The 25652-nt window shown below is 71.3% G+C and carries 26 protein-coding genes and 1 pseudogene; 10 read left to right on the top strand and 17 right to left on the bottom strand.

What is annotated here, in order from left to right; all coding sequences use genetic code 11:
- The first annotated feature begins 131 nt into the window (after positions 1–131).
- Positions 132–632 carry an RICIN domain-containing protein gene (locus tag ACZ4U1_RS34705; protein WP_467908143.1) on the top strand — a complete coding sequence of 167 codons (501 nt, stop codon included), beginning with the start codon at positions 132–134 and terminating at the stop codon, positions 630–632.
- 52 nt (positions 633–684) lie between these two features.
- A complete protein-coding gene (locus ACZ4U1_RS34700) occupies positions 685–1314 on the top strand; it encodes a class I SAM-dependent methyltransferase (RefSeq protein ID WP_467908142.1) in 630 nt (209 codons plus the stop codon).
- Here the strand turns inward: ACZ4U1_RS34700 and ACZ4U1_RS34695 are convergent.
- A complete protein-coding gene (locus ACZ4U1_RS34695; protein ID WP_467908141.1) occupies positions 1273–1467 on the bottom strand; it encodes a DUF397 domain-containing protein in 195 nt (64 codons plus the stop codon). The genes ACZ4U1_RS34700 and ACZ4U1_RS34695 overlap by 42 nt on opposite strands.
- Positions 1467–2321 (bottom strand): helix-turn-helix domain-containing protein, encoded by an 855-nt coding sequence (locus ACZ4U1_RS34690; protein ID WP_467908140.1) that lies wholly within the window; start codon positions 2319–2321, stop codon positions 1467–1469. The genes ACZ4U1_RS34695 and ACZ4U1_RS34690 overlap by 1 nt, the downstream gene beginning before the upstream one ends.
- Before the next feature lie 107 nt (positions 2322–2428).
- Between ACZ4U1_RS34690 and ACZ4U1_RS34685 the strand changes: the two genes are divergently transcribed.
- Positions 2429–2869, top strand: coding sequence for an ATP-binding protein (locus ACZ4U1_RS34685; protein WP_467908139.1), 441 nt, complete (start codon positions 2429–2431; stop codon positions 2867–2869).
- Positions 2870–2927: 58 nt separating this feature from the next.
- Here ACZ4U1_RS34685 and ACZ4U1_RS34680 read toward each other — a convergent pair whose 3' ends face one another.
- The gene (locus ACZ4U1_RS34680; protein ID WP_467908138.1) at positions 2928–4868 is read right to left on the bottom strand and encodes an AMP-dependent synthetase/ligase; all 1941 of its coding nucleotides are present in this window, start codon (positions 4866–4868) and stop codon (positions 2928–2930) included.
- A gap of 268 nt (positions 4869–5136) precedes the next feature.
- On the opposite strand from ACZ4U1_RS34680, the gene ACZ4U1_RS34675 reads away from it, so the two are divergent.
- Positions 5137–6015, top strand: a complete 879-nt coding sequence (locus tag ACZ4U1_RS34675; protein ID WP_467908137.1) for a MaoC family dehydratase — start codon at positions 5137–5139, stop codon at positions 6013–6015.
- Here the strand turns inward: ACZ4U1_RS34675 and ACZ4U1_RS34670 are convergent.
- The 10 genes from ACZ4U1_RS34670 to ACZ4U1_RS34625 form a co-directional block, all read right to left on the bottom strand.
- Positions 6012–6662, bottom strand: coding sequence for a TetR/AcrR family transcriptional regulator (locus ACZ4U1_RS34670; RefSeq protein WP_467908136.1), 651 nt, complete (start codon positions 6660–6662; stop codon positions 6012–6014). The genes ACZ4U1_RS34675 and ACZ4U1_RS34670 overlap by 4 nt on opposite strands.
- 31 nt (positions 6663–6693) lie before the next feature.
- Positions 6694–7002 (bottom strand): DUF4229 domain-containing protein, encoded by a 309-nt coding sequence (locus ACZ4U1_RS34665; protein ID WP_467908135.1) that lies wholly within the window; start codon positions 7000–7002, stop codon positions 6694–6696.
- A gap of 87 nt (positions 7003–7089) precedes the next feature.
- A complete protein-coding gene (locus ACZ4U1_RS34660) occupies positions 7090–7614 on the bottom strand; it encodes a GNAT family N-acetyltransferase (RefSeq protein WP_467908134.1) in 525 nt (174 codons plus the stop codon).
- Between the two features lie 40 nt (positions 7615–7654).
- The gene (locus ACZ4U1_RS34655; RefSeq protein ID WP_467908133.1) at positions 7655–8314 is read right to left on the bottom strand and encodes a UdgX family uracil-DNA binding protein; all 660 of its coding nucleotides are present in this window, start codon (positions 8312–8314) and stop codon (positions 7655–7657) included.
- A 114-nt stretch (positions 8315–8428) separates the two neighbouring features.
- Positions 8429–9592 carry an aminofutalosine synthase MqnE gene (gene mqnE, locus ACZ4U1_RS34650; RefSeq protein ID WP_356147087.1) on the bottom strand — a complete coding sequence of 388 codons (1164 nt, stop codon included), beginning with the start codon at positions 9590–9592 and terminating at the stop codon, positions 8429–8431.
- Between the two features lie 38 nt (positions 9593–9630).
- A complete protein-coding gene (locus ACZ4U1_RS34645) occupies positions 9631–10086 on the bottom strand; it encodes an Lrp/AsnC family transcriptional regulator (RefSeq protein WP_059251851.1) in 456 nt (151 codons plus the stop codon).
- A gap of 50 nt (positions 10087–10136) precedes the next feature.
- Complete coding sequence (locus tag ACZ4U1_RS34640; protein WP_467908198.1) at positions 10137–10799, bottom strand: UbiX family flavin prenyltransferase; 663 nt, start codon at positions 10797–10799, stop codon at positions 10137–10139.
- Positions 10800–10854: 55 nt separating this feature from the next.
- Complete coding sequence (locus ACZ4U1_RS34635; protein ID WP_467908132.1) at positions 10855–11427, bottom strand: Uma2 family endonuclease; 573 nt, start codon at positions 11425–11427, stop codon at positions 10855–10857.
- 45 nt (positions 11428–11472) lie between these two features.
- On the bottom strand, positions 11473–12369 hold the full coding sequence (mqnP, locus tag ACZ4U1_RS34630; protein ID WP_467908131.1) for a menaquinone biosynthesis prenyltransferase MqnP: 897 nt from the start codon (positions 12367–12369) through the stop codon (positions 11473–11475).
- Positions 12366–13817: a menaquinone biosynthesis decarboxylase gene (locus tag ACZ4U1_RS34625; protein ID WP_467908130.1), complete on the bottom strand. Its 1452-nt coding sequence runs from the start codon at positions 13815–13817 to the stop codon at positions 12366–12368. Before ACZ4U1_RS34625 ends, mqnP begins: the two co-directional genes overlap by 4 nt.
- 76 nt (positions 13818–13893) lie before the next feature.
- Between ACZ4U1_RS34625 and ACZ4U1_RS34620 the strand changes: the two genes are divergently transcribed.
- The 3 genes from ACZ4U1_RS34620 to ACZ4U1_RS34610 all read left to right on the top strand — a co-directional run bounded on the left by ACZ4U1_RS34620 (position 13894) and on the right by ACZ4U1_RS34610 (position 15272).
- Positions 13894–14112 carry a hypothetical protein gene (locus ACZ4U1_RS34620; RefSeq protein ID WP_467908129.1) on the top strand — a complete coding sequence of 73 codons (219 nt, stop codon included), beginning with the start codon at positions 13894–13896 and terminating at the stop codon, positions 14110–14112.
- Between the two features lie 231 nt (positions 14113–14343).
- On the top strand, positions 14344–14922 hold the full coding sequence (locus tag ACZ4U1_RS34615; RefSeq protein WP_467908197.1) for a DUF6232 family protein: 579 nt from the start codon (positions 14344–14346) through the stop codon (positions 14920–14922).
- A complete protein-coding gene (locus ACZ4U1_RS34610; protein WP_467908128.1) occupies positions 14919–15272 on the top strand; it encodes a hypothetical protein in 354 nt (117 codons plus the stop codon). The genes ACZ4U1_RS34615 and ACZ4U1_RS34610 overlap by 4 nt, the downstream gene beginning before the upstream one ends.
- A gap of 13 nt (positions 15273–15285) precedes the next feature.
- On the opposite strand, the gene ACZ4U1_RS34605 is transcribed toward ACZ4U1_RS34610, so the two are convergent.
- Positions 15286–17169 (bottom strand): serine/threonine-protein kinase, encoded by a 1884-nt coding sequence (locus ACZ4U1_RS34605; RefSeq protein ID WP_467908127.1) that lies wholly within the window; start codon positions 17167–17169, stop codon positions 15286–15288.
- 207 nt (positions 17170–17376) lie between these two features.
- On the opposite strand from ACZ4U1_RS34605, the gene ACZ4U1_RS34600 reads away from it, so the two are divergent.
- The 3 genes and pseudogenes from ACZ4U1_RS34600 (at position 17377) to ACZ4U1_RS34590 (ending at position 22401) form a co-directional block, all read left to right on the top strand.
- Positions 17377–18783 carry a condensation domain-containing protein gene (locus ACZ4U1_RS34600; RefSeq protein ID WP_467908126.1) on the top strand — a complete coding sequence of 469 codons (1407 nt, stop codon included), beginning with the start codon at positions 17377–17379 and terminating at the stop codon, positions 18781–18783.
- A 71-nt stretch (positions 18784–18854) separates the two neighbouring features.
- A complete protein-coding gene (locus ACZ4U1_RS34595) occupies positions 18855–20966 on the top strand; it encodes a hypothetical protein (protein ID WP_467908125.1) in 2112 nt (703 codons plus the stop codon).
- Positions 20966–22401 (top strand): annotated as a pseudogene (locus tag ACZ4U1_RS34590) (ABC transporter substrate-binding protein). Before ACZ4U1_RS34595 ends, ACZ4U1_RS34590 begins: the two are co-directional and overlap by 1 nt.
- On the opposite strand, the gene ACZ4U1_RS34585 reads toward ACZ4U1_RS34590, so the two are convergent.
- From ACZ4U1_RS34585 to resB, 3 genes are read right to left on the bottom strand one after another with little or no spacing between them, the layout of a single operon-like run.
- The gene (locus tag ACZ4U1_RS34585; protein WP_467908124.1) at positions 22398–22847 is read right to left on the bottom strand and encodes an SRPBCC family protein; all 450 of its coding nucleotides are present in this window, start codon (positions 22845–22847) and stop codon (positions 22398–22400) included. The pseudogene ACZ4U1_RS34590 and the gene ACZ4U1_RS34585 sit on opposite strands and share 4 nt — an antisense overlap.
- 25 nt (positions 22848–22872) lie before the next feature.
- On the bottom strand, positions 22873–23955 hold the full coding sequence (gene ccsB, locus ACZ4U1_RS34580; protein ID WP_467908123.1) for a c-type cytochrome biogenesis protein CcsB: 1083 nt from the start codon (positions 23953–23955) through the stop codon (positions 22873–22875).
- Positions 23952–25649, bottom strand: a complete 1698-nt coding sequence (gene resB, locus ACZ4U1_RS34575; RefSeq protein WP_467908122.1) for a cytochrome c biogenesis protein ResB — start codon at positions 25647–25649, stop codon at positions 23952–23954. The genes ccsB and resB overlap by 4 nt, the downstream gene beginning before the upstream one ends.
- Positions 25650–25652: the final 3 nt, after the last annotated feature.

Raw genomic sequence — 25652 nt, 5'->3', positions numbered from 1 at the left:
CACCCGGTCCTGGCAAATACCGACTTCAGGTGATACAGAGCGAAAGCCGACCCAGTCCGGCCGGTTCACGGGCAAAGCTCACAGCGCAGTAGCGCAACAGTTCGGAACCGACAGGAGTGAGGGAGTCATCCATGAACAAGGCAGGCAAAGGGGCGGTCACCGGTCTGATATGCGCCGGGTTTCTCACTTCCCATGCCCTGACGGGCCAGGCCTCGGCACAGTCCCGTCTGGTGCTGGAGAACGTCGCCAACCCCGGGTACGTCCTCGACAACGACGCCGGCATGGGGAGGGACTCCAGCGTCCTGGTCTACGACCGGCACGGTGCGCCGAACCAACTGTGGGAGGTGAACCCCGAAGGCGGCAACACCGTCCAGATCAGGCAACGGATCGGCGGACAGCAACTGTGCGCCGCCGCCGTGTTCAACGGCCTCGCCGAAGTGACCATGCAGGACTGCAACGGCAACGGGGCGGTGACGCGGTGGCACCAGATCGCGGTGGGCGGCAACCGCTGGGTCTACCGGAGCGCCGCCCGGTACAAGTGCCTCGCCTCCACCCGGCTGAACGGCCCGGTGCAGCTGGTCGAGTGCGCCTACGGGGACCAGGACCAGCAGTGGATGAAACGCGCCGGGTGAACGGGCACGTTCCCCAAGAGGCACTGTCAGTGCCTCCCGCTACGGTCCCTCCATGACCGACACCCGCGCCTTCTACGACACCATCGCCGAGGACTACGCCGCGCACTTCCGCAACCCGCTCGCCGACAGGCCCCTGGAGCGGGCCCTCCTCGCCGCGTACGCCGAGCAGGTGGGCCCGGACGGCCAGGTCGCCGACCTCGGCTGCGGGCCCGGCGAGATCACCGCGTACCTCGCCGGCCTGGGCCTGTCCGTCCACGGCCTCGACCTCTCCGAGTCGATGGTCACCGTCGCCCGCCGCGCGTTCCCTGAGCTGCGGTTCGAGCAGGGCTCCATGCGGGAGCTGCCCCTGGCCGACGGTTCACTGGCCGGGGTCGTGTCCTGGTACTCCAGCATCCACACACCTGTGGACGAACTCCCGGACCTCTTCGCCGAGTTCCACCGCGTCCTGACCCCCGGCGGACGGCTCCTGCTCGCCTTCCAGGTGGGCGACGCGCCGCTTCGGCTGGAGCGCCCGTTCGGTCTGCCGGTCACCCTGGACTTCCTCCGGCGCCGCCCCGAGCAGATGGCCGAGCTGCTGTCCGGGGCGGGATTCGTCCTGCGGTCCAGCACGGTGCGGGAGCGGGAGGAGGCGCTGGGGGAATCAGCCCCGCAGGCGTTCCTTCTCGCCCAGAAGGAAGGCTGACCAGGCTTCGGGGGTGACGGTGAGGTGGGCGGTGGTGGGTTGCTTCGAGTCGCGGATGTGGATGGCGGTGGGGTGCAGGGCAACTTCGAGGCACTGGCCGCCTTCGCCGCTGCTGTGGCTGCTCTTGAACCAGCTCAACTGCTCTATGGTCATCAATTTTCCAGCATCTTCTCGATCCGGGCCAGGGACTCATGTGGGTTGAGAGCCTGCGCCCGGATGATCCCATAGCGAGCAGCGAGTACGCGGACCTCTTCTCGGTCGCTGATCAACTTGGGGTAGCCCTGTGACTCCATGTAGACAACCTGCTCCTTCCCCTTCGGGATAAGCAAGGTGAATGAGTTGTCCAGGCAAGGGTGTTCGTGCCGCCCGGTCGGCATCATCTGGAGCTGCACGTTGCGCATGCGACCGATTCGCAGCAACTGGTGGAGCTGGTCCCGGTGCACCTTCGGTCCGCCGATCGGTCGCTCCAGCACGGCCTGCTCGATGACGAAGCTGAACTCGGGCGGCGGCCACTGCTCGAAGATCTGCTGGCGTGAGAGCCGGTCGGCCACCCGCTTCTCGATGGTCTCCTCGTCCAGAGGTGGATGCCGCTGGGTGAACACCGCACGCGCGTAATCCTCAGTCTGGAGCAGGCCCAGCACGCCCATGGTGCTGTAGTCGTGCAGGGAGACCGCCTGCGCCTCCAGCACCGCATAGCCCCGATACCACTCGGGATGCCGTGTCCGCGCCCTCGACATCGCCTCCTCCACCTGGGGGATGACCGCCGTGAACAGGCCGTTCGCCTGGAGGATCTCATCGGCCCGCCGCAGGAACTCCGGCCTCGGCGTCCGGACCCCTCGCTCGATGGCCGAGATCAGGTCCGGGCCGTACCCCATCAGCTCGGCGAACTCCCGCTGGCTCAGCCCCGCCCGCTCCCTCAGCAACTTCAGCTGCTTCCCGATGACGACGAAGACCGCTGTCGCCCCGTTCTCCTCCGCCGGAGTCTCCGGCCTCCGCTCCTCCGTCACACCAACCTCCGACTAACCCGTACACCCACGAGCCGCACCCGTACGACTACGTACAGTCGCCGGGTCTCCCCTGGTCAGCGTAGGGAGAAGTCACCACTCTCGGTGATGTGAACGTAGAAATCTCCACCCCCACAACCGAACTCGTCCAACGGCTCAGCGCCACCCCCCGTGGTGCCCGTCTGGCCCGTCGGCTCACCGGTACCGCCCTGGCCACCTGGGGGTATCCGCATGACGGCGACCTCAGCCACACCGCTCAGCTCATCGTGGCCGAACTCGCCGCCAACGCCGTCACCCACGGTCGCGTGGCCGGGCGGGACTTCGAGCTGCGGCTGCGGCTGCTGCCGGACAAGGACACCTTGCGTATCGAGGTCAGCGACGCCCGGGGTGACCGCGCCCTCCGCTTCCTGGACGGGCGGTTGGAGGACGAGAACGGCCGGGGTCTCGTGGTCGTCCAGGCGCTGGCGAAACTGTGGGGCGTCGCGGAGCGGGACGTCGGCAAGACGGTGTGGGTGGAGTTGGCGCTCACTCCTCACGGCGCTACCAAGTGACCGTCGGGCCGCTCGCTTCCCCCGGGCGGCCCCGCAGCCACGTATCGGCTCCCTCGCCTCAGCGCTCGTACAGTCCCTCCACCTCCGTCGCGAAGTCCCGCAGGATCTGGTCCCGCCGGAGCTTCATGGAGGGGGTCAGGTGGCCGGCCTCCTCCGTGAAGTCCACCGGCAGGACCGTGAAGCGGCGGATGGACTCGGGGCGGGACACCATGCGGTTCGCCTCGTCCACGGCCCGCTGGAGGACGGCGTACAACTCCTCGTCGCCGACCAGGAGTTCCGGTGGTACCGGATGCTTGCCGATCATCTGGCGCCAGTGCGTGATCCCGTCGGAGTCGAGGGTGATGAGCGCCGCCACGAAGGGGCGGGCGTCGCCCACCAGCATCACCTGGCTGATCAGGGGGTGCTGGCGCAGCCAGTTCTCCAGGGGGGTCGGGGCCACCGACTTGCCGCCCGCTGTGATCAGCAGTTCCTTCTTGCGGCCGGTGATGGTGAGGTAGCCGTCGTCGTCCAACTCGCCCAGGTCGCCCGTCGGGAGCCAGCCGTCTCGGGTCGCGGGGACCACGCCTCCCGCCTGGGGGTCCCAGTAGCCGCGCAGGACGTGGTCGCCGGACAACAAGATCTCGCCGTCCGCCGCTATGCGGACCCTCGTGCCGGGGAGGGGCCAGCCGACCGTGCCCAGGCGGGGTTTCAGGGGTGGGGTGACCGTCGAGGCGCCGGTGGTCTCCGTGAGGCCGTAGCCCTCGAAGATCTCGATGCCGGCACCGGCGTAGAACGCGGCGAGGCTGCGGCCGAGCGGGGAGCCGCCGCAGATGACGTAGCGGACGCGGCCCCCCATGGCGGAGCGGATGCGGCGGTAGACGAGGGGGTCGTAGAAGGTGCGCTGGGTCTTCAGGGCGCGGCTCGGGCCGCTCCCGGTGCCGGTCTGGCGGGCCTCCAGCGCCTCGCCGTAGCGCCGGGCGATGTCCGCCGCCCGGTCGAAGGCGCCCACCCGGCCGCCCGACTCCGCCTTGGCCCGCGCGGAGTTGTAGATCTTCTCCAGCATGTAGGGGATGGTCAGCAGGCAGGTCGGTCTGAAGGCGGCCAGGTCCGGGAGGAGGTCGGCCGGGGCCAGGCTGGGTGCGTGGCCGAGGCGGACCCGGGCGCGGACGCAGGCGATGGCGACCATGCGGCCGAAGACGTGGGACATCGGGAGGAAGAGGAGGACTGACGGGTCCTCGCCCTTGGCCTTGAAGACGGGGTAGAGGAGTTCGATCGCGTTGTCGACCTCGGCGAAGAAGTTGCCGTGCGAGAGGGCGCACCCCTTGGGGCGGCCGGTGGTGCCCGAGGTGTAGATCAGCGTGGCGAGCGTGTCGGGCCCCAGCATGCCCCGGCGTACGCCGACCTCCCCGTCGGGTACCGGCGCGCCCGCCTCGGCGAGCCGGGCCACGTGGTCCTTCTCCATCACCCACACGTGCCGCAGGTCGGGCAGGTGGGCGAGTTCGGGGCCGATGGCGGCTGCCTGGGCGGGGGTCTCCGTGACCAGGGCGACCGCGCCCGAGTCGTGCAGGATCCAGCGGGTCTGGAAGACGGAGGACGTGGGGTAGACGGGGACCGTGACCAGGCCGGCGGCCCAGGCGGCGAAGTCGAGCAGCGTCCAGTCGTAGGTCGTGCGGGCCATGACGGCGATGCGGTCCCCGGGTACCAGGCCCTCTGCGATCAGCCCCTTGGCCACCGCCTCCACCTCGGCGGCGAACCGGGCCGCCGTCACATCCGTCCAGCGGCCGTCGGAGAGTTTGCGGCTGAGGACCACCTTGTCGGGGGCGGTCTCCGCGTTGTCGTAGGGCAGGTCGGCGAGGGAGCCGTGGGTGACCGGGGGTGCGAACGGGGGGACGGACGCCTCGCGCACCGCGCCGTCGAGCCGGCGTATCTCGGGCTCGACGAGGACCGGGCGGCCGTCGTAGTCGGTGGCGGAGACCGGGGTGCCGGAGGAGGCGGGCGGGGTGGGGTACGGCGTGGTCACGGGCGGCTCCTCTGGCGTGCGTGCACCTGCGGTGAGCCCCGGCGGACAGGGGTTACCGCTGGTTAGGCAGGTGATCGTACGGCTCCGCTGTGAGGGGGTTGTGCGGGTTCGGGGATGGTCCGGGGCCGGGGATGTGCAGCCTCGGGGGGTATGTGACAGGTATTCAACTTTGTGTGCGGGCTGTGCGGGTCGCGCCTTACCTCCGGTAACCTTACTCCAGAGTAAGGAAGTTTCAGCTCTCCGGAACCGAGTCGCGCGGGAGTTGCGCATGGCCGACCGCCGCCTCAGCGGCCCGACGAACGCCGTCACCCTCACCACCGCGCCCGCGCTGACGCCGCTGCTGGCCCGGGGCGCCCTGCGCTCCCCCTTCAAGCGTCCGGCCCCCGACGCCGCCTTCCCGCGCACCCGGCTCGTCCTGCCCGGCCTGCGCGTCGACCTGGCGAAGCTGGCCGCCTACGAGCGGGTGTGCGGCTTCCCGACCGGCGAGCCCGACCTCCCGGTCACCTACCCGCACGTCCTCGGCTTCCCGCTGGCCATGCGGCTGATGAGCGGCCGGGACTTTCCGCTGCCGCTGCTGGGCCTCGTCCACACCTCGATCGAGATCGAGCGGGGCGCCGCGCTGGCTGCGGACGGGGAGTACGACGTGGAGGTCCGGGTGGAACGGCTGGCGCCGCACCGGCGGGGCACCGAGGCGACGGTGACGACCGCACTGCGCTCACGCGGGGAGCCGGTGTGGGAATCCCGGAGCACCTATCTGGCGCGGCACCGCACCAGCACGGTGACGGCCCCCGAGCCGCACGGGGACGCCGGCGCTCGGCTGCCCGTCGTGGCCGAGTGGAGTCTCGGCGAGGACGTGGGGCGGCGGTACGGAGCCGCGTCCGGCGACCGCAACCCCATCCACCTGCATCCGTTCACCGCCCGGCTCTTCGGCTTCCCCCGGGCCATCGCCCACGGCATGTGGACGGTCGCCCGCTGCCTGGCCGCCCACGGCAGTCCCGACGCGGCCGAGGTGCGGGCACGGTTCCGGGCACCGGTGCTGTTGCCGGGGACCGTGCTGTACGGGGCCGATGGCAGCGGGCGGTTCGAGTTGCGGGGCGAGGACGGGCGCGCGCATCTGAGCGGGGAGGTGCGGCGCCGACCGGGCTAGGCCGTCTCCGCCGGCGGTGTCCACATCCGGCCCCGCATCAGGTTGCCCAAGCCTGCCCAGGCGAAGTTCATCAGGGTGGCCGCCGCCTGGCGGGCCGTGGCCCCGGGCGTGGCGTTGGCCCAGGCGGCCAGGGACTCCGCCGCGCCGACCAGGGCCTCGGCCAGGCCGGCCACCTCCTGCTCGGGGAGGTCGGGATCGCGGTGGGCCTCCCGGGCCGCCACCGCGACCAGACGGGTCACGAACGCGACCATCTCCGCGCGCATCGCGGCGACCTCGGCCGCGAAGGGCTCCCCGTGCGTACGGGCCTGGAGATGCAGCACCGACCAGCCGTCGGGATGCTCGGCGGTGTGCGCGAAGAACGCCCGCAGGCCGTCCCAGAGTTGCCGGTCGGCGGACAGCCCCGGCCGGACGGCCGAGCGCACGGCCTCCGTCAGCGCGGCGGCCTCGCGGCGGATGCAGGCGGTGAAGAGGTCTTCCTTCGAGTTCAGGTACAGGTAGACCAACGGCTTGGACACGCCCGCGAGTTCGGCGATCTCGTCCATCGAGGCGGCCATGTACCCGCGCTGCCCGAAGATCCGTACGGCGGCGTCGAGCATCTGCTGCTCCCGCACCGCCCTCGGCATCCGTTTGGTCCTGACCGCACCCATGAGGGCAAGACTAGTTGGGCCGGAGCCCCGACTAGTTGGACGCGGCAGCCTCGCCCTGCGCCCGCGACCTGTCGTCGGCCACGTCCTCCTGGCTGCGGTTGGCGTCCAGGTTGGCCTTCATCCGGTCGACCTTGTTCACGATCTGCACCGAGGCCCGGTCCCGCTCCTTGCGCAGCACCACCCAGCTGATCGGTGCCGAGAGCACCAGGGACAGCAGCAGGACCCACAGTCCGTTGGAGTCGCCGAAGCCGCGCGGGAAGATGCCCGAGTAGACGGCGCCCCAGACGACCACGAGGCAGCCCGCGAAGATACCGAGGCGCATCAGCGTGTAGCGGAGCATCTCAATCCAGTCGTCCGATTCCAACAAGGGTCATCGTCCAGTGAAGCACGGCCGACAGGCGATCATGCAGGGGGGTGGGGGTCGGTGTCAGCCGAGCGGCAGCAGCATGACCACCTCGTCGCGGTCGTCACCGGGCGCGACCCGGATGGCGTCCGGGACCCGGCCGACCTCCTTGTAACCGCAGGAGGCGTAGAACCGCTCCAGCCCGTGCCCGCCCCGGCAGGTCAGCCGTATCGCCTCCACGCCCTCGATTCCACGGGCCGCGTCCGCGGCGGCGGCCAGCAGGTCACGGCCGTAGCCCCTGCCCTGGTGCCGGGGGTGGACCATCACCGTGTACAGCCACACCCAGTGCGGCATCAGCCGGTGCGCGTTGCGGGTGAGGAAGGCGGCCGCGGCGACCTCGCCGGCCTCGTCGTGGCCGACCAGCAGCCGGGTGCGTCCCTCGGCCATCTGCGCGAAGTGCCGGACCAGCTCCGGGCGTATCTCCTCACGGGTCACCGGAACGACGAAGCCGACGGCGCCGCCCGCGTTGGAGACGTCCGTCCACAGGTCCAGGATGCCGTCGCGGAGGGTGGGGGTGATGGCGGGGTCCAGGGTGAAGGTAAGAGGCACCGATGGAGTGTATCTATTACCCGAGCGGTGCGGGTATCCCTTACCCGAGAGCGCGAGCGGCCACCTTCAGATCGGCCACCAGGCCCTCGTACGCCGCCCTGCGCTCCTTGTCGTCCTGCGCCCGCAGCACCGAGGACGGGTGCACGGTCGGCACCAGCCGCTCCGGCCGGCCGTGGATCTCCCGCTCCAGCACGGTCCCGCGCACCTCGCCCACCCGGAACGACGACCCCAGCAGCGCCTTCCCGGCCGTCGCGCCGAGCACCACGATCAGCTCCGGCTCCACCAGCGCCAGCTCGGCCGCCAGCCAGGGGCCGCAGGCCGTCATCTCCCTGAGGCTCGGCGCCTTGTGGATCCGGCGCTTGCGGGGCTCGGCCTGGGTGAACTTGAAGTGCTTGACCGCGTTGGTCACATAGGCCTCGGCGGGGTCGATGCCGGCCTCTTCCAGCGCCCGGTCGAGAAGCTTGCCGGCCGGGCCGACGAAGGGCCTGCCCTGGCGGTCCTCCTGGTCACCGGGCTGCTCCCCCACGAGCATGACGCGGGCGTCGGTGTCTCCGGCGCCGAAGACCGTCTGCGTGGCGGCCCGGTGGAGGGGGCACCCGCGACAGCCTCCGGCGGCTCGGCGGAGGGCTTCCAGGTCGGCGCCCTCCGGGACGAAGGGCTCCGCTGAGTAGGCGTCCTCGGGAGATTGGCTGGTCGGCATGGGGTCCGAGTACCCGCCGTCGGGGCTCGGACCCTTGTCGTCTGCGGGTGCGGTGTGGCTGGTCGCGCAGTTCCCCGCGCCCCTGGGTTGGACCCGTCGCCGCTCGCTGGAAAGTCAGACGCGCATCGGCTGCGGCGACTCCCTGCGCGCCGGGTCCGGGCCCTCGTACTCGCGGATGATCTCGTAGCGCGTGTTCCGTTCCACCGGGCGGAAGCCCGCGTCGCGGATCAGCTCCAGGAGGTCCTCACGGGTCAGCTTGTTCGGCGTGCCGTAGTTGTCCGCGTCATGGGTGATCTTGTACTCGACGACCGAGCCGTCCATGTCGTCCGCGCCGTGCTGGAGGGCCAGCTGGGCGGTCTGCACGCCGTGCATGACCCAGAAGACCTTGACGTGCGGGACGTTGTCGAAGAGGAGGCGCGAGACCGCGAAGGTCTTCAGGGCCTCCGCGCCGGTGGCCATCTGGGTGCGGGCCTGAAGGCGGTTGCGGATCTTGCCGTCCTTCATGTCCACGAAGTCGTGCTGGTAGCGCAGCGGGATGAAGACCTGGAAGCCGTTCGTCTCGTCCTGCAGCTCCCGCAGGCGCAGGACGTGGTCGACGCGGTGGCGGGGCTCCTCGATGTGGCCGTACAGCATGGTGCACGGGGTCTTCAGACCCTTCTCGTGCGCCAGGCGGTGGATGCGGGACCAGTCCTCCCAGTGCGTGCGGTGGTCCACGATGTGCTGGCGGACCTCCCAGTCGAAGATCTCCGCGCCGCCGCCCGTCAGGGACTCCAGGCCCGCGTCGATCAGCTCGTCCAGGATCTCGGACGCCGACAGGCCGCTGATGGTCTCGAAGTGGTGGATCTCCGTCGCCGTGAACGCCTTGAGGGAGACGTTCGGGAGGGCCGCCTTCAGCTCGCGCAGGGAACGGGGGTAGTACCGCCAGGGGAGGTTCGGGTGCAGGCCGTTGACGATGTGCAGCTCGGTGAGGTTCTCCGACTCCATCGCCTTGGCCAGCTTGACGGCCTCCTCGATGCGCATCGTGTACGCGTCCTTCTCGCCCGGCTTGCGCTGGAACGAGCAGTAGGCGCAGGAGGCCGTGCACACGTTGGTCATGTTGAGGTGCCGGTTGACGTTGAAGTGGACGACGTCACCGTTCTTGCGGGTGCGCACCTCGTGGGCGAGGCCGCCGAGCCAGGCCAGATCGTCCGACTCGTACAGCGCGATGCCGTCCTCGCGGGTCAGCCGCTCACCGGAGCGGACCTTCTCCTCCAGCTCGCGCTTGAGCCCGACGTCCATGAGAACACCTTTCTACGACAGCCTGACCCACCGTATCCCTACACCTCCTCCGGCAGCTCCCCGACCCGGTTCTCCCACTTCGTGGAGAGCACGATCGTGGTACGGGTGCGGGAGACACCCTTGGTGCCGCTGAGCCGGCGGATGATCCGCTCCAGGCCGTCCACGTCCGTCGCCCGGACCTTGAGCATGTACGAGTCGTCGCCGGCGATGAACCAGCAGTCCTCGATCTCCGGCAGGTCCCGCAGCCGCTGGGCGACGTCCTCGTGGTCGGCGGCGTCGGAGAGCGAGATGCCGATCAGGGCGGTGACGCCGAGGCCGAGGGAGGCCGCGTTCACCGTCGCGCGGTAACCGGTGATGACACCGGCCGCCTCCAACCGGTTGATGCGGTCGGTGACGCTGGGGCCCGACAGGCCGACAAGGCGCCCCAGCTCCGCGTACGAGGCCCGGCCGTTCTCCCTCAGGGCCTGGATGAGCTGCCTGTCCACCGCGTCCATGCGATCGAAGCCTTCCGGTGAAAGTTCCTGAAGTGATGAGGTACGTACTGCTACTTGCCCTGCCGGTCGGCCGCCGAGCCGCCGCCCAGCTCGCCCTGCCAGCGCCGGTACAGGCCGTGTGCGACACCCGCCGCGTCCAGCACCCGGCCCGCCACGAAGTCCACCAGGTCCTGGATGTGGGTGGCGCCCGCGTAGAAGGCGGGCGAGGCCGGGACGACCGTGGCGCCGGCGTCGTCCAGGGCGACGAGGTGGCGCAGCGTCTGCCCGTTCAGAGGGGTCTCCCGTACGGCCACGACCAGCGTCCGGCGCTCCTTCAGTGTGACGCTCGCCGTGCGCTGGAGCAGGTCCTTGGACAGGCCGAGGGCCACACCGGCGACGCAGGCGGTGGAGGCGGGCACGATGAGCATCCCCTTCGCCGGGTACGACCCCGAGGACGGGCCGGCGGCGAGATCGCCCGCGTTCCAGTACCGGACCGCGCTGATGTCCGTGTCGAAGGTGTCCGGCTTGCCGTCGGCGCCCCGGGCGAGCCATTCCCGCAGGTCGTCCTGCCAGTGGGCGTCCCGGAACGAGATGCCCGTCTCGTCCAGCAGCGTCAGCCGCGAGGCCCGGCTGACCACCAGGTCCACCGCTTCACCGGCCTCCAGCAGCGCCCGCAGCACCGCCGCCGCGTACGGCGTCCCGGAAGCTCCGGACACCCCCACGATCCAAGGCACGCGCTGCGTTTCTCCTGCGTTCACACCTTGAGCGTACCGGCGTGCCCGACCGTGCTCAGGCCGGGTGGGGCGCCTTGGGGTCGACGGGGAGGGAAGCGGTGGGCACGGCCAGCTTGCCGAGGGGGGAGTCGACGGTCAGCTCGGGTCCGTAGGGGATCGTGTCCCGGCCACGGTAGCCGTCGGGACCGGGGTTCCACATCGTGACGACGTGGCCCTTGAGCGGGTCCAGCACCAGGTAGTTCGGGATGCCCCGCGATGCGTACCAGCGCGGTTTCAGCTCGTAGTCCCGCCGGATGCTTTCCGGCGAGACGACTTCCGCGACGAGCTCGATGAGATCCGGCGAGTAGGAGCTGCGGTTCTCGGCCTCCGCCTCGGCCGGGATGACCGCGATGTCCGGGCAGAACTCGTGCGCGTCGTCGAAGGGGAACGCCACGTCGGTCACCACGACCCAGCCCGTCGGCAGCTGCCTCTCCACGATCGTCCAGAGGTTCGTGATCGTCCTCCCGTGGAAGGGCCTGACCGGGTTCATCACGATGCTGCCCTCGACAATCTCCGTGACATAGCCGGGGAACAGGTCCTCCAGCTTGCTGAGCTGCGAGTGCAGACGATCCATGCCCGAGACGGTCACGCTGGCCTCCCTGGGGTTCTGCACCTGATGGTAGGCCGAACGTACTCAGACGGTCAGACCCCGAACCAGGAGATCGAGGAGCGCGCACACGAACAGGGCAATGCCGATGAACCCGTTGACCGAGAAGAACGCCCTGTTGACGCGGGACAGGTCGTGCGGGCGGACGATGGTGTGTTCGTAGAGGAAGGCGCCCGCGACGATCAGCAGGCCCAGCCAGAAGAACGCGCCGGCGTGGGTGGCCAGGGCGTACCAGACGAACAGGGCCGTCGTGATCGTGTGGCACACCCGCGCGCCCCAGATCGCGGCCGGGACGCCGAAGCGGGCCGGGACCGACATGACGCCGATCTCGCGGTCGGTCTCCACGTCCTGGCAGGCGTAGATCAGGTCGAAGCCGCCGATCCAGATGCCGACGGCCAGGCCCAGGATCACCGCCGTCCAGGACCACTCGCCGCTGATCGCCAGCCAGCCGCCGATCGGGCCCATGGACTGGGCGAGGCCGAGGATGGCCTGCGGGAAGTTGGTGAAGCGTTTCCCGTAGGGGTAGACCACCATCGGGATCACCGCGACCGGGGCCAGGGCCAGGCAGAGCGGGTTCAGCAGGGCCGCCGCGCCGAGGAAGACCACCAGGGCGACCAGGGCGCCGGTCCAGGCGTGCCGCACCGACATCGCGCCGGTCACCAGCTCGCGCTGGGCCGTGCGCGGGTTCCGGGCGTCGATCTCGCGGTCGATGATCCGGTTGACCGCCATGGCGAAGGTGCGCAGGCCGACCATGCACACCGTGACCAGGAGCAGCCGGCCCCAGTGGATGTTCCTGTCCCACTCGTACATCGCCGTGAGGGAGGCGATGTAGGCGAAGGGGAGCGCGAAGACCGAGTGCTCGATCATCACCAGGCGCAGGAACGCCCTGGTGCGGCCGGGCTGGGCGAGGGCAGCGGTGGTCACAGGCCGTACTCCTTCCAGCGGCGGTCCACCAGGGCCGCCGTATCCGGGTCGGACTCCACCATGTCCGGCCAGCCGCCGTCGCGGGTGTAGCCCTCCTCCGGCCACTTCCTCGTGGCGTCGATGCCCGCCTTGCCGCCCCAGAACTGCTGGTAGGAGGCGTGGTCGAGGTGGTCGACGGGGCCTTCCACGACCGTGAGGTCACGGGCGTAGTCGGTGTTGCCGAGGGCCCGCCAGGCGACCTCGTGCAGGTCGTGGACGTCGCAGTCGGCGTCCACGACGACGATCAGTTTGGTGAGGGACATCATGTGGGCCCCCCAGATCGCGTGCATGACCTTCTGCGCGTGCTTCGGGTACTTCTTGTCGATCGAGACGATCGCGCAGTTGTGGAAGCCGCCGGACTCGGGCAGGTGGTAGTCCACGATGTCCGGGACGATGATCTTGAGGAGCGGGAGGAAGAAGCGCTCCGTGGCGCGGCCCAGCGGGCCGTCCTCCGTGGGCGGGCGCCCGACGACGATCGACTGGAGCAGCGGCCGCTTCCGCATGGTCACGCAGTCGATCTTCAGCGCGGGGAAGGGTTCCTGCGGGGTGTAGAAGCCGGTGTGGTCGCCGAAGGGGCCCTCGGGCAGCATCTCGCCCGGTTCCAGCCAGCCCTCCAGGACGACCTCGGCCTGGGCCGGCACCTGGAGCGGGACGGTCTTGCAGTCGACCATCTCGATGCGCTTGCCGGCGATGAAACCCGCGAACAGGTACTCGTCGATGTCGCCGGGCAACGGCGCTGTCGAGGCGTACGTCACGGCGGGCGGGCAGCCGAAGGCGATGGCGACCGGGAGGCGCTCACCGCGACGGGCCGCGACCTGGTAGTGGTTGCGGCTGTCCTTGTGGATCTGCCAGTGCATGCCGATCGTGCGCTTGTCGTGGCGCTGGAGGCGGTACAGGCCGAGGTTCCGGATGCCGGTCTCGGGGTCCTTGGTGTGGGTCAGGCCCAGGTTGAAGAAGGAGCCGCCGTCCTTCGGCCAGGTGAACAGCGCGGGGAGCCGGTCGAGGTCGACGTCGTCGCCGTGCAGGACGACCTCCTGGACCGGCGCCTCCTTGACCTTCTTCGGCGGGACGTGGGTCATCGCGCCCAGCTTGCCGAAGGCCTCGCGTACGCCGACGAAGCCGTGCGGCAGCTCGGGCCGCAGCAGGCCGCCGATCTTCTCGGAGATCTCGCCGTACGACTTCAGGCCGAGCGCCTTCAGCAGGCGGCGGTCGGTGCCGTACACGTTCATGGCGAGGGGCATGTCCGAGCCGCGCACGTTCTCGAAGAGCAGCGCCGGGCCGCCGGACTTCTGCACCCGGTCGACGATCTCCCCGACTTCGAGATACGGGTCGACCTCGGCCTTGATGCGCTTGAGGTCTCCCTCGCGCTCCAGCGCCCGCAGCAGGGAGCGAAGATCGTCGTAAGCCATGTGTCCCAGTATCGGCCACCCGCTACGCTGGCCCGGTCACCAGGGTCGACTCACGGCGTGGGGAGTACGGGCGGTCATGCTCAGGTATCTGCCGTTCCTGCTGGTCCTGGCCCTGTTGGTCTACTCCGCCGCCTGGCTGTTCACGGGCCGGACCCGGCGGGGCCCGGCGGGCGGTTCCACCCCGTCGCAGTGGCACCGGAACGCCGCCGCGGACTGGGTCGCCCCGGACGACAACCCGGAGTTCCTGAAGTCCCTGGAGAGGGACCGGCGCGAGGACGACCCCGGGCAGGACTAGCGGAAGACGGCCACCGGGCACTGGAACACGCTCTCTTGCGGAGGCATTCGTTCATAACGACTTGCCTGTGCCGACCCGAGGTGTGGTTAATGGTCCACAGCCAGTGACGAGGGATGACCTGGGGGACCCATGGAAACCGGCAAGCCGCCCGAGCGCCCGGCCCACGCACCGCCACCCACGACCGCACCGCCACCGTCCACCGCACCGCCGGCGGCACCGGCGGCACCGCTCATGCCGGACGTGCCGCCGCCGGCCCGGACCGCGCCGCCCGCCGTCATCGAACTGCGGGTCAGCAAGCGGATCCTGTGGATCGGTTCGGCCGTCTACCCGCTGCACGGCATCGCCCGCGTCTACACCTTCATGATGCGGCCGAGGCGCAAGGAGGCGGTCTTCCGGTTCCTGCGGTACGCCGCCGGGACGCTGGTCGTCGGGTTCATCGCCATGCTGCCGGGCCTGCCCTCGCTGACGTTCCAGGGCCCCGACTCCGGCGGGGCCAGTTACGTCGCCTGGGTGTGGTTCCTGGCGCTCGCCGCCGCGATCTACTTCTTCGTGGACATGATGTCCGTCCTGACGGCCCAGCCCCATTACGTCCTCGCCGTCGAGACGTCCGGCGCCTCCACCGCGCTGGTCACCAGCCAGGACCCGAGCTATCTGGACCAGCTCGTGGGCCAGATCTCGTACGCCATCGACCATCCCGACACCGAGTTCCGGGTGACGGTGGAGCGCCTCACCGTCTCACCGAACAACTACTACTTCGGCGACAACGTCAACATGTACGGCGGCAACGGAAACGTGGGGATCACCCGATGACCGGCAACAACTACTACTACGGCGACAACGTGAACATGTACGGCGGCCAGGGCAACCAGGGCATCGTCAAGACCGCGCCGGGCACCGGCACGGCCGGGACGGACCCGGCGCTGGTCGCGGCCCTCGCCGAACTGCACCGGCTGATCGGCGAGTTGCGCGCCCAGGTACCGGCCCCCAGCGCCCAGCTGCTGGACGAGTCCCTGCCCGCCCTCAGCGCCGAGGCCGCCGTGCCCGCGCAGGAGCGGCACCGGGCGCTGATGTCGATCGCCGGGATCGCCGCCACCGTCGGCGCGGTCGGCCAGCCGGTGGCACAGGCGGTCCAGGCGATCATCGGCATGCTGGGCGTCTAGCCGGCCCCTGCTCTCACACCCTGGCCCAGCTCTGCGAGGCGGTCCCCGGCGCGCAGGCGCTCTCCGCCACGTTCCCGCCGAAGGCGAGGTCGAGGCAGCCGCCGTCGTAGACCGTGGCCAGGGTGTTCCCGGAGCCCGTGCGCCACAGGCGGGGGCTGCCGGCCTGCGCGCAGTCGCCGACGAAGACGGCCTGGCCCTTGCCGTTGGCGCTCAGGCAGGAACCGGTCGAGACGTTGACGACCTTGACGGTGCCGCCGGAGGCGCTGCGGAAGGTCCAGCGGGCGGTCTCGGCGGAGCAGTCACCGAGGCCCGTGGAGCCGTAGACCTGGATCAGGCACTTGCCGTTCTCGCCGTTCTTCAGACGGAAGGTGGCGGGGGCGGAGCCGCCGCCGCTACCGCCCGTGCTGCTGGTGCCGGTGGTGCCCGTGGTGCCGGTGGTGCTGTCCGAGCCCCCGCTGCCTCCGGTGCCGCTGGTGCCGCCGGTATCGCCGGCACCGCCGGATCCCGAGCCGGAGCCGCCGTCCGTGGTGCCGGCGCCGCTCCCGCCGTCGCCGGTACCGCCGCTCTTCCCGCCCGCCGCCGAGGACTCCTTGTCGTCGTCGCCCTTCTTCCCGTCCGCCGGAGACGGCGAGCCCTTCTTGTCCTTGTCCGGCTTCGGCGTACCGGAGGGCCCGGTGGCGGACGCCCCGGAGGCGGAACCGGCCGGCGCGGAGACGGAGGCGCTCGGGGTGCCGGCGGCGCCGTCCCGGCGGGCGTCGGTGGTGAACGGCGCCAGCTGGAAGGCGAGCGTCGCCACCCCGGCCCCGACCACGACCGGTACGACGGCCACCACGACGCGGGTACGGCGGCGGTCGCGCTCCCGCTCCCGGGGCTGCGCGGCGGGCCGGACGACGACCTGGGGCTCCGGCACCCCGGGCTCCGTCGCGGGGACCGCCGGAGTCTCCGGGGCCTCCGGCACCTCCGGCACCTCCGGTACCTCTGGCACCTGGGCCGCGAAGGCCGCCCGTTCGGTGAGGAGTTCGGTGAGGACGGACGGCCACAGCGGGCCCGCGCCGGACGGCACCCTGCCCTCGGTCAGCTCCAGCAGCTCGGCCGCGGTGGGCCGGCCCTCGGGGTCCTTGTCCAGGCAGGAGGCGACGACGGAGGCCAGCTCCGGGTCGACCGCGCGCAGGTCCGCCAGATCGGGCTGCTCGTGCACGATCCGGTACAGCACTCCGTGCCCGGACTCGTCGCCGAAGGGCGGTCGCCCGGAGCCCGCGTAGGCCACCACGGACCCGAGGGCGAAGACGTCCACCGCGCCGGTCATGTGCCGGGCGCCGGAGGCCTGTTCGGGGGACATGTAGGCCGGGGTGCCGACCACCATCCCGGTCCGGGTCAGCTGGCTCTGCTCGGCGGCCCGCGCCACGCCGAAGTCGATGAGGGTGACCCCGTCGAGGGTCAGCATCACATTGGACGGCTTGACGTCCCGGTGCACCATGTCCAGCCCGTGCACCGCCGCCAGCCCGGCCGCCGCCTCCCGCAGCAGCAGCCACAGCGACCCGGCCGGCAGCGGGCCGCCGTGCGCCTCGACGGCCTCGCGCAGGGTCAGCCCGGGCACGTAGGCGGTGGCGAACCACGGCGGCCGGGCGGCGCGGTCACCGGCGAGCAGCGGTGCGGTGGCGTCGGCGGGCAGCCGGGCGAGGTTGTCCAGTTCGTGCCCGAAGCGCCGTACGAAGTCCTTGTCCTCGCCGACCACGGACGGCAGCACCTGTTTGACGGCGGCGTACCGGCCCTGGTGCACCCCCAGGTAGACCCGGCCCATGCCGCCGGCCCCGAGCCGCCCGACGAGCGGGATCGGCCCGATCCGCCGCGGGTCGTCGTCCTCCAACGGCTCGACGCCGTGGTGTTCCCCGTTCAACTCGCTCTCCCTGTCACTCCCCCGGTCAGCGTGCGTAACGACCCTAGACCGAACTGTCCGCCGGTCACCGACGGTTAATCACTTCCGCGTTCGGCCTGCCACCCGTTCCGTTGAAATGGACCGGACGGGCATGTCCCGGCCGCGTCCCACGGCATTGCCTTGGAGGGGGGCCCGCATCCAGGGGCCCCCTTCTGTGATGGGAGACGCGTGCGAATCACTGACATCCAGCGCTGCGAGGTCCGGCCGGGACGGCTCGTCGAGTGGACGCTGAGCCCGGCGACCGTCGCGGCGGCGACGGCGCTCCCGGAGGACTCCCGGCCGCCCGCCTACATCCAGGAGTCGCACATCAGGACGGCCAAGTGCGTCCGTGACGACGGGCTGTTCGTGCCGACCTGGCTCGCTACCGCCTTCGACCTGCCCGGCCCGGTCGACCTCGACGTGCTGGAGCGGGCCCTGCACACCTGGACCCTGCGGCACGAGACGCTGCGCAGCGGCTTCCGCTGGGCCGGCGACGAGCTGCGCCGGTTCACGCTCGACGCGGCCGACGTGTCCCTGCACCGGGAGGAGGCGGGCCACTTCCCGGACGCGGACGGTCTCGTGGGGTACCTCCAGCACCGCTTCGACACGGTCGCGGACGCGCTGCGCTGGCCCAACCTCATCTACACGGCGGTCGTACGCGACGACGGCGCGAGCGTGTACATGGCGTTCGACCACAGCAACGTCGACGCCTACTCCCTGCAGCGGATCGCCGCCGAGATCCACGAGCTGTACGCGGCGGGCCTGGCCGGCAGCGAGCCGGACCACGGTGTGCCGCCCGCCAGTTACGTCGACTTCTGCGAGATCGAGCGGGCCGGCGCGGACGGCATCGACGGCCGGCACGCGGTCGTGGACCGCTGGCGGGAGTTCATCCGCCGCTGCGACGGCATGCTGCCGGGCTTCCCGGTCGACCTGGGTCTGACGCCGGGCGGCCCGCTGCCCCGGCAGCAGATGCTGTGCGAGCCGCTGGCGGACGCGGACGCGGCGGCGGCGTTCGAGGCGTACTGCCGGCCGTACGGCGGCAGCCTGGTCGGGATGCTGGCCGCGACCGGGCTGATCGTGCACGAACTCGGCGGGCGGCCGGTGTACCGGACGGTGGTGCCGTTCCACACCCGGGTGAAGTCGCGGTGGAGCGACTCGGTGGGCTGGTACGTGGGCGGCGCCCCGATCGAGGTGCCGGTGGGCCGCACCCGTGGCTTCCCGGAGGCGCTGCGGGCGGTCCGTGCCGAACTGCAGGCGAACCGGTCGCTGGCCCGGATGCCGCTGGCCCGGGTGCTGCGCCTGCTCGGCGCGGACTTCCGGCCGACCTCGCCGGACCTGTACTCGATCGTGTCCTACGTCGACGCCCGCGTCATCCCGGGTGCCGAGCGGTGGGCGCAGTGGAAGGCGTACGGGCTGATGCGGGTGTCGTACGGGGACCAGGTGTGCGTGTGGGTGAACCGGCTGCCCGAAGGGCTGTGGCTGGCGAGCCGGTACCCGGACACGGACATCGCGGCGAAGACGATGCGGCTGTACGTGGAGCGGCTGCGGGACCGGATCGCCTCGGTGGCGGACGGGAGCCTCCCCGCGGTTTCGTAACACAACGGACACCACGGACCCTGGTCTGAAGCAACTCCCCCTTCCTACACTGCCGTTGAGGGGGAGATGCGGTGCACAGACGGTTGCACGGGCGCGGAGCGCTGTTCGACGTCGATCCGGCAGGCCTCGCGCCGCGGCTCGTGGGCCTGCGCCCGCACCAGCACCGCGCACATCCGTACGAGCATCCGGACGAACCGCCGTTCGTGGTGCTCACGGGGGCGCGCGGGCTGGGCAAGAGCGCGGTTCTCGAGGAGCTGCGGGACGCCTACCGGGGGCATACGCCGGTCGCGCTGGTCGACTGCGCGGAGGAGCAGTTCCGGGCGCCGCCCGCGGACCGGCCCGCCGCCTCCTGGTCGCCGCTCGGGCAGGCGCTGCTGGTGCTCGCCGAGCAGCTCGCCGCGCCGGTGACGGGTGCCGGGCGGATCACGTTCCCGCGGCTGATGCCGGGCCTGGTCGCGGTGGCCGCCGGCGGCTGGGGCGACGCCGACTCGGAGCGGATCCGCCGGGAGGTCGAGCGGATCCTGCTGCTGAACGAGAGCGGCTCGTGGATCGGCTCCCTGGCCGGACGCTGGGCCGGGAAGGTGGCGGCCAAGGTGGTCGCCGCGGCCACCGGCACCGGGCCGCTGGTGTCGGGCGCCATCGAGGCGACGCTGGAGTCCGTCGCCGAGGGGTTCACCCACCGCCGGCACCAGAAGGCGTCGGTGTGGTACCGGACGTATCCGAACGCGGGCGGCAACGCCCAGCGCGGGCTGATCCTGCTCTCCCAGCACTTCCGGGACGGCGGCAGCTCCCGGGAGCACGCCGAGCGGTATCTGGTGCGGGCGCTGCTGGCCGACCTGACGGAGGCGTACGCGGGGGTGCTGCCGCGGATGCAGCGGCTGGGCCGGCCACTGGTACTGCTGGACAACGCGCAGTCGGCGCCGGGGCCGGGGCTGATGGCGGCCGTGCTGCGGGACCGTACCGAGGGCATCGTGGACCGGGTGGCGTTCGTCGCGGCCCGGCGCGGGGAGGGCCGTCAGGAGCTGCCGGGCGCGGTGCGGCGGGCGCTGCCGGAGGTGGCCCGGCGCTGCGACTGGGTGCCGGAGGCGACGCCCTCCTCGCGGGCGCTGCTGCTCGCCCTGCCGCCGCTGAGCGCGGACGACGCGCTGCACATCGTCGGCGCGGTCTGCCAGGACACCGCGGTCCCGCCGCACCTGGCGGCTGCCGCGCACCGGCTGACCGGCGGGAACCCGCTGGGCATCGTGCTGCTCGCCGAGTCGGCCGCGCAGGCCCAGGCCGGGGCGTCCTCGCCGGCCGACCTGCTGACGTCGGGCGTGCGGCCCGCCGAGGACCTGCCCGCCGTGCCCGCCTACGAGGCGCTGCTGGCCCGGCTGGTGCCGGCCGAGCACCTGGACACGCTGACCGTGCTGGCCGCCGCCCACGACCACGGGTCGGCGTGCGCGCTGGCGGCGGCGCTGCTGCCGGACACCTTCGGTCCGGCGAGCGTCCGGGAGTTGCAGACGCTGCTCGCCCAGGAGGGGCTGCCCGATGTGCCGGGCCGGTTCGTCGGTGATCCGTTCGTACGGACCCTGCTGCTGCTCCGGCTGCATCTGCGGGACGCCGACCACACGTCCTGGCGTACCGCGCACGAGACGCTGATCGCCCACTACCCCGACGAGGGGCACGCGCCGTACCGGCTGCACCACGAACTCGCCCTCGGGGACACCGAGGGCGCGGTCGCCCACCTTCGCGACACCTTCCTCACGGCGGAGCCGCGGGCCTGGCTGCGCGGCCTGCGGTTCATCGCGTCCGCGCCCTACTTCCACGCGCACGACGCCGAGGGCCGCGACTTCACCGGCCGCGGCGACCGGCGGACCGTGGTCGCGCTCGGCCGTACGGACGCCGGGCACGCGGTGCCGGAGGGCGCGGACGCCGTACTGCACCTGCGGATACGCCGGCTGCTGCACGCGGTGTGGCTGCTGGCGGACCCGCTGGTGCTGCCCGACCCGCAGGTGTGCGACCGGCTCCGCTTCGAGCTGGAGCAGCTGTCCAACCTGCGGCCGGCGGGCAACGCGCTGCTGTGGCGGGCCTCCCGGGACTGGCCGGCGGCGGCGCTGGCCGGGCGGCCGATGAGCGACCCCGACGACGCGAACGGCGGGGACGGCGGGGACGGCGGGCCGGACGACGACAGCGGGGAGGCGTGATGGCGCGCAGGGGTGTGGGCACGTGGATACGCGAGGGCGTGTGGGAGATCCCGCTGCGCCGCTACACGGCCCTGCTGGTGGCGGCGGCGCTGGTGGCCGGCCTGGTGTTCGCGGTCCGGGTGCTGCTGCACGAGGACCGGTCCTGCGGACCGGGGGTGGCCCGGCCGGAGGGCAGCGACGAGTGCGTGGGCGTGGCGACGGGCCCGTACGACTTCGGGCAGCCCCGGCTGCGGGACGTGGTCGGGGCGATCGGCCGGGAGAACGACCGGCTGAAGCCCGGCGGCTATGTGACGGTGGCGGTGATGCTGCCGTACACCTCCGCGTCGCCGACCAGCCTGAACGACATCCGCCACCAGCTCCAGGGCGCCTATCTGGCCCAGTACCGGGCCAACCACGACTCCAACGGGGAGCGCCCGCAGATCCGGCTGGTGCTCGCCAACCCGGGGGCGACCGGCGCGCACTGGCGGCGGACGGTCGAGCAGCTGACGGCGATGACGAGGAGCGGGGACCGGCTGCGCGCGGTCGCCGGCATCGGACAGAGCACCTACGCCAACAAGCAGGCCGTCAGGGAGCTGACCCGGCACGGCATCCCGGTGGTCGGCTCCACCATCACCGCCGACGACCTCGCCAACGGGCAGGGGGGCAAGGACCCCTACCCGGGGCTCGCCCGGGTGGCGCCGACCAACACCGACGAGGCCCGCGCGCTGGCCTCCTTCGCCAAGGTGAGCGCGGGCCGGGCGCTGCTGGTGTACGACAAGCCCGGCGACCCGTACACGCGGACGCTGCAGCAGTCGTTCGCGGCGCTGATCAAGGGTTCGCCGTACGAGCCGCAGCCGTTCACTCCGCCCGGCGACCGCACCGAGGAGGGCACGACCGCGAACACCTTCCGGCAGATCACGCACCTGGTGTGCGACACCTCCCGGGAGACGGACACGATCCTTTTCGCGGGCCGGCACACCCAGCTGCGCCAGTGCACAACCTGTCCGTCCGCTACACCTCCCTCGCCCACCCGGACGCCTGGCTGAGGGCCCCGGAGCGGACGGGCGGCTCGGCGGCGGACTTCACCGCGCTGCGCCGGCTGCTGGCGGACGCGGGCCGGGCGCCGGTGGGTCCGATCGGTGCGGCCGCCCTGGACGACGGGCAGCTGATCATCGGCTACGACGCGCTGCGGCTCGCGGTGCACGGCATCCGGGAGGCGGTGCCGTCCGGCGGGTCCGTCCCGGCGCTCACGGACGTCGGCCTGCAGTGGCCGCAGGTCAAGGGCTCGCTGCGGGTGAACGGGGCGAGCGGCTGGATCTGCCTGGACGTGCACGGCAACCCGTACGACAAGGCGGTGCCGGTGGTGGAGCTGACCCCCGAGGGCGGTTCGCGCTTCGTGCGGATCGCCTGGCCGGAGGGGAAGCCGCCGGGGAAGGAGTGCCTGCCGCCGTCCTAGGTGAGCTGCCCGGGGAGGGGTTCCGCGCCCTCCCCGGGGAGGGATTCCGAGGACCCCAGGAGTTCGATCAGTCGTTCGAATCTGGTCCGCCAGCGCTGCTCGGTCTCCCCCTCGCCCTGGAACTCGTGGGTGAACCGCAGCGCGCTCGCCGTGTCCCCGTGCCGCTCCAGGTGGAACCGGACCCGGCCGCCGCCCTCCACGGTGTACTCCGCGACACGGTCCACGTCCCACGCCGTCACCCGCCCGGTCCCCAGGTCGCCCAGGGTGACCAGGCCGTCCAGCCGGGGTTCGAGAACGTCGACGGCGGTGAACCACCCCGCGAGCCCCTCGGGGGTGGCCACCGCCGGCCAGACCTCTTCCATGGGCTGCGGGAGCCGCACCAGGAAGTGGAGGATGTGCGTGTTCCCGTGGGTCTGGCTGGTGCCCTGTTCGATGGAACCGCTCATACCCCCAGTGTGTGGGACCGGGGACTCACACGCCCGCGTACGAGTGCTTGCCGCTGACGAAGATGTTCACGCCGTAGTAGTTGAACAGCCAGCAGCCGAAGGCGAGCAGCGCCAGGTAGGCGGCCTTGCGGCCCTTCCAGCCGGCCGTGGCGCGGGCGTGCAGGTAGCAGGCGTAGGCGATCCAGGTGATGAAGGACCAGGTTTCCTTCGGGTCCCAGTTCCAGTACCGGCCCCAGGCGTCGCCCGCCCAGATCGCGCCCGCGATGATCGTGAACGTCCACAGCGGGAAGACGGCCGCGTTGACGCGGTAGGCGAACTTGTCCAGGGACGCGGAGGCGGGCAGCCGCTCCAGCACCGAGGAGGCGAACTTTCCGGGCTTGCCGCCGGTCTGGAGCTTGTTCTCGTACGAGTCCTTGAACAGGTAAAGGATCGTGGCGACCGCGCCGACGTAGAACACCGCACCGCAGAAGATCGCGGTGGAGACGTGGATGTACAGCCAGTACGAGTGCAGGGCCGGCACCAGCTGGTCGCTGGCCGTGTACAGGACGGTGACCGCGAGACCGAGGTCGAGCAGCACCGTCGTGATCAGGAACAGGCCGAGCCAGCGCACGTTCTTCTTCAGGGCCAGCAGCGCGAGGTACACGCCGACCGCGACCGTGGAGAAGGTGATGTTGAACTCGTACATGTTGCCCCACGGCGCCCGCTCCACGGAGGCCGCGCGGGCGACGACGCCGCCCAGCTCCACCAGGAACGCGAGCACGGTGAGGGAGATGGCGATCCGGCCGTAGAGGTCGCCCTGCTCGTCGCCGCCGTGCGCGCCGGGCCCGTCCGGCACGTCCCGTGCGCCGGACGCCGAGCGGACCACGACCTTGGGCCGCTCCAGCACGGCGGTGCCCCCGGCCCGCTGCACGGTGACGGCGGGCGCGGCCGCCTTCCGCTCGCCGCCGGCGGTGAGCGCGGCGGCCGTACGGCCCACCTTGCTGCGGCTGCCGAACAGCCACTCGGCGATGTAGGCGAAGAAGGCCAGGGTGTAGACGGCCATCGACGAGTAGATCAGCGTGTTGCTGATGCTCGCGAGGTGTTCGTTGGTTGCGGCGGCGAGGGTCACTTCTCAGCCCCTTCGGCAGGTACGACTGGGGATTCGGAGGCGTCGTCGGGGTCGGGGGCCCCCGGCGCCTGGTCGTAGAGGATTCCGGCGAGGTCGCCCAGCTCCTCGGGCACCTTCGCCGACTCGCTGCGGCCGAGCCCGGCCATCTCGACCACCGTGACACCGTCGGGGCCGGTCACCGCGCGCACCCACACCCGGCGGCGCTGGATGAACAGGGACCCGGCCAGACCGAAGATCGCGGCGAGGGCACCGCCGAGCGCCCAGCCGCCGCCCGGCTCCTGGACGATCTCGAAGCCGGCCCATTCCTTGATGTCCTTCTCGAAGGTGATGGACCCGGCGCCGTTCGGCAGCGTCAGCGTGTCGCCCGGCTTCAGCAGCTTCTTCAGCAGCTGGCCCTTGGCGTCCTTGAACGCCGTCATGTGCTTCTTGTCCATCTGGTACACGCTCTGCGGGATGCCCGAGTTCACACCCAGGTCGCCGTGGTAGGCGTTCACCGCGAGCAGCGGGTTCAGCAGCGCCGGGAACTGGGAGAGCATCGTGCCGCTGCGCGCGTCGAAGGTCGGCACGAAGAACGCCTGGAAGCCGAGCTGCTCCTTCTTGCCCTTGGCGTCGCGGTAGCCGTCCATGACCTTGACGACGCCCTGCGAGGAGACGTTGCCGTCGAGGGGCAGCAGGGGCACGGGGGCGTGGAAGACGACCGTGCCCTTGCCGTCCCGGACCGTGACGACGGGCGCGTAGCCGTGGCTGACGAGGTAGACCTTGGAGTCGTCGATCTTCAGCGGCTCGTTGACCTTGACGGTGGTCGGCTTCTCCTTGCCGTACGCGCCCACGCTGTAGCGGATCTTCGCCTCGTAGGTGCGCGGGGTGCCCTTGTTGGGGCCGCTGGTCTCGTAGGTGCCCTTGAAGTCCTTGAGGTCGAAGCTGAACGGCACCAGGTCGTCGGTCTCGAACAGGCTGCCGGACTTGAAGTCGTCGTACATCGGCAGCGTGTTGGCGAAGCCGTCGCCCTCCACCATCAGCACGTTGCCGTCCGACTTGTACAGCTGGCCCGAGGCGAAGGCGACCAGCAGCACGATCAGCGCGATGTGGAAGACCAGGTTGCCCACCTCGCGCAGATAGCCCTTCTCGGCGGCGACGGCGTCACCGGCGACATGGGCGCGGAAGCGGTGCTTCTTCAGCAGCGCGAGCGCGGCCTCGCGGACCTGCTCCGGGTCGGCCTGCGTGCGCCAGGTCGTGTAGGCGGGCAGCCGGGTCAGCCGCTTGGGCGCGGCCGGCGGGCGGCCGCGCAGCTGGCCGACGAACTGCCAGGTGCGCGGGACGATGCAGCCGATGAGGGAGACGAACAGCAGGATGTAGATCGCGGAGAACCACACCGAGCTGTAGACGTGGAACAGGCCGAGCTTGTCGTAGACCGGCGCGAGCGTCCTGTGGGCGGCGCGGAAGTCCTCGACCTTGGTGGCGTCGGCGCCGGTCTGCGGGATCAGCGAGCCGGGGATCGCGCCGAGCGAGAGCAGCAGGAGCAGCAGCAGCGCGACCCGCATGGAGGTCAGCTGCCGCCAGAACCAGCGGGCCCAGCCGATGACGCCGAGGGCGGGCACCGAGGCGATCTCCTCCCGCGGCGCGGTGGACAGCTGGGAACCGGCCGCCCCCAGGTCCTCCTGGTCCTGGCTCTTGTCGGTTTCGGTTGTGCTCATCGA

The organism is Streptomyces sp. NPDC028928, from assembly GCF_055564915.1.
The sequence above is the reverse complement of the archived record's forward strand: the minus strand, read 5'-3'. Positions and strand labels throughout refer to the sequence as shown.

Bases quoted from the DNA above. Each gene is read 5' to 3' on its own strand.
- ACZ4U1_RS34645 (WP_059251851.1), bottom strand. From the start codon at position 10,086: ATGGACGCGGTGGACAGGCAGCTCATCCAGGCCCTGAGGGAGAACGGC.
- ACZ4U1_RS34675 (WP_467908137.1), top strand. From the start codon at position 5,137: ATGGCCGACCGCCGCCTCAGCGGCCCGACGAACGCCGTCACCCTCACC.
- ACZ4U1_RS34620 (WP_467908129.1), top strand. From the start codon at position 13,894: ATGCTCAGGTATCTGCCGTTCCTGCTGGTCCTGGCCCTGTTGGTCTAC.
- ACZ4U1_RS34700 (WP_467908142.1), top strand. From the start codon at position 685: ATGACCGACACCCGCGCCTTCTACGACACCATCGCCGAGGACTACGCC.
- ACZ4U1_RS34610 (WP_467908128.1), top strand. From the start codon at position 14,919: ATGACCGGCAACAACTACTACTACGGCGACAACGTGAACATGTACGGC.
- ACZ4U1_RS34625 (WP_467908130.1), bottom strand. From the start codon at position 13,817: ATGGCTTACGACGATCTTCGCTCCCTGCTGCGGGCGCTGGAGCGCGAG.
- resB (WP_467908122.1), bottom strand. From the start codon at position 25,649: ATGAGCACAACCGAAACCGACAAGAGCCAGGACCAGGAGGACCTGGGG.
- ACZ4U1_RS34695 (WP_467908141.1), bottom strand. From the start codon at position 1,467: ATGACCATAGAGCAGTTGAGCTGGTTCAAGAGCAGCCACAGCAGCGGC.
- ACZ4U1_RS34655 (WP_467908133.1), bottom strand. From the start codon at position 8,314: ATGCCGACCAGCCAATCTCCCGAGGACGCCTACTCAGCGGAGCCCTTC.
- ACZ4U1_RS34705 (WP_467908143.1), top strand. From the start codon at position 132: ATGAACAAGGCAGGCAAAGGGGCGGTCACCGGTCTGATATGCGCCGGG.
- mqnE (WP_356147087.1), bottom strand. From the start codon at position 9,592: ATGGACGTCGGGCTCAAGCGCGAGCTGGAGGAGAAGGTCCGCTCCGGT.
- ACZ4U1_RS34670 (WP_467908136.1), bottom strand. From the start codon at position 6,662: ATGGGTGCGGTCAGGACCAAACGGATGCCGAGGGCGGTGCGGGAGCAG.
- ACZ4U1_RS34615 (WP_467908197.1), top strand. From the start codon at position 14,344: ATGCCGGACGTGCCGCCGCCGGCCCGGACCGCGCCGCCCGCCGTCATC.
- ACZ4U1_RS34585 (WP_467908124.1), bottom strand. From the start codon at position 22,847: ATGAGCGGTTCCATCGAACAGGGCACCAGCCAGACCCACGGGAACACG.
- ACZ4U1_RS34665 (WP_467908135.1), bottom strand. From the start codon at position 7,002: ATGCTCCGCTACACGCTGATGCGCCTCGGTATCTTCGCGGGCTGCCTC.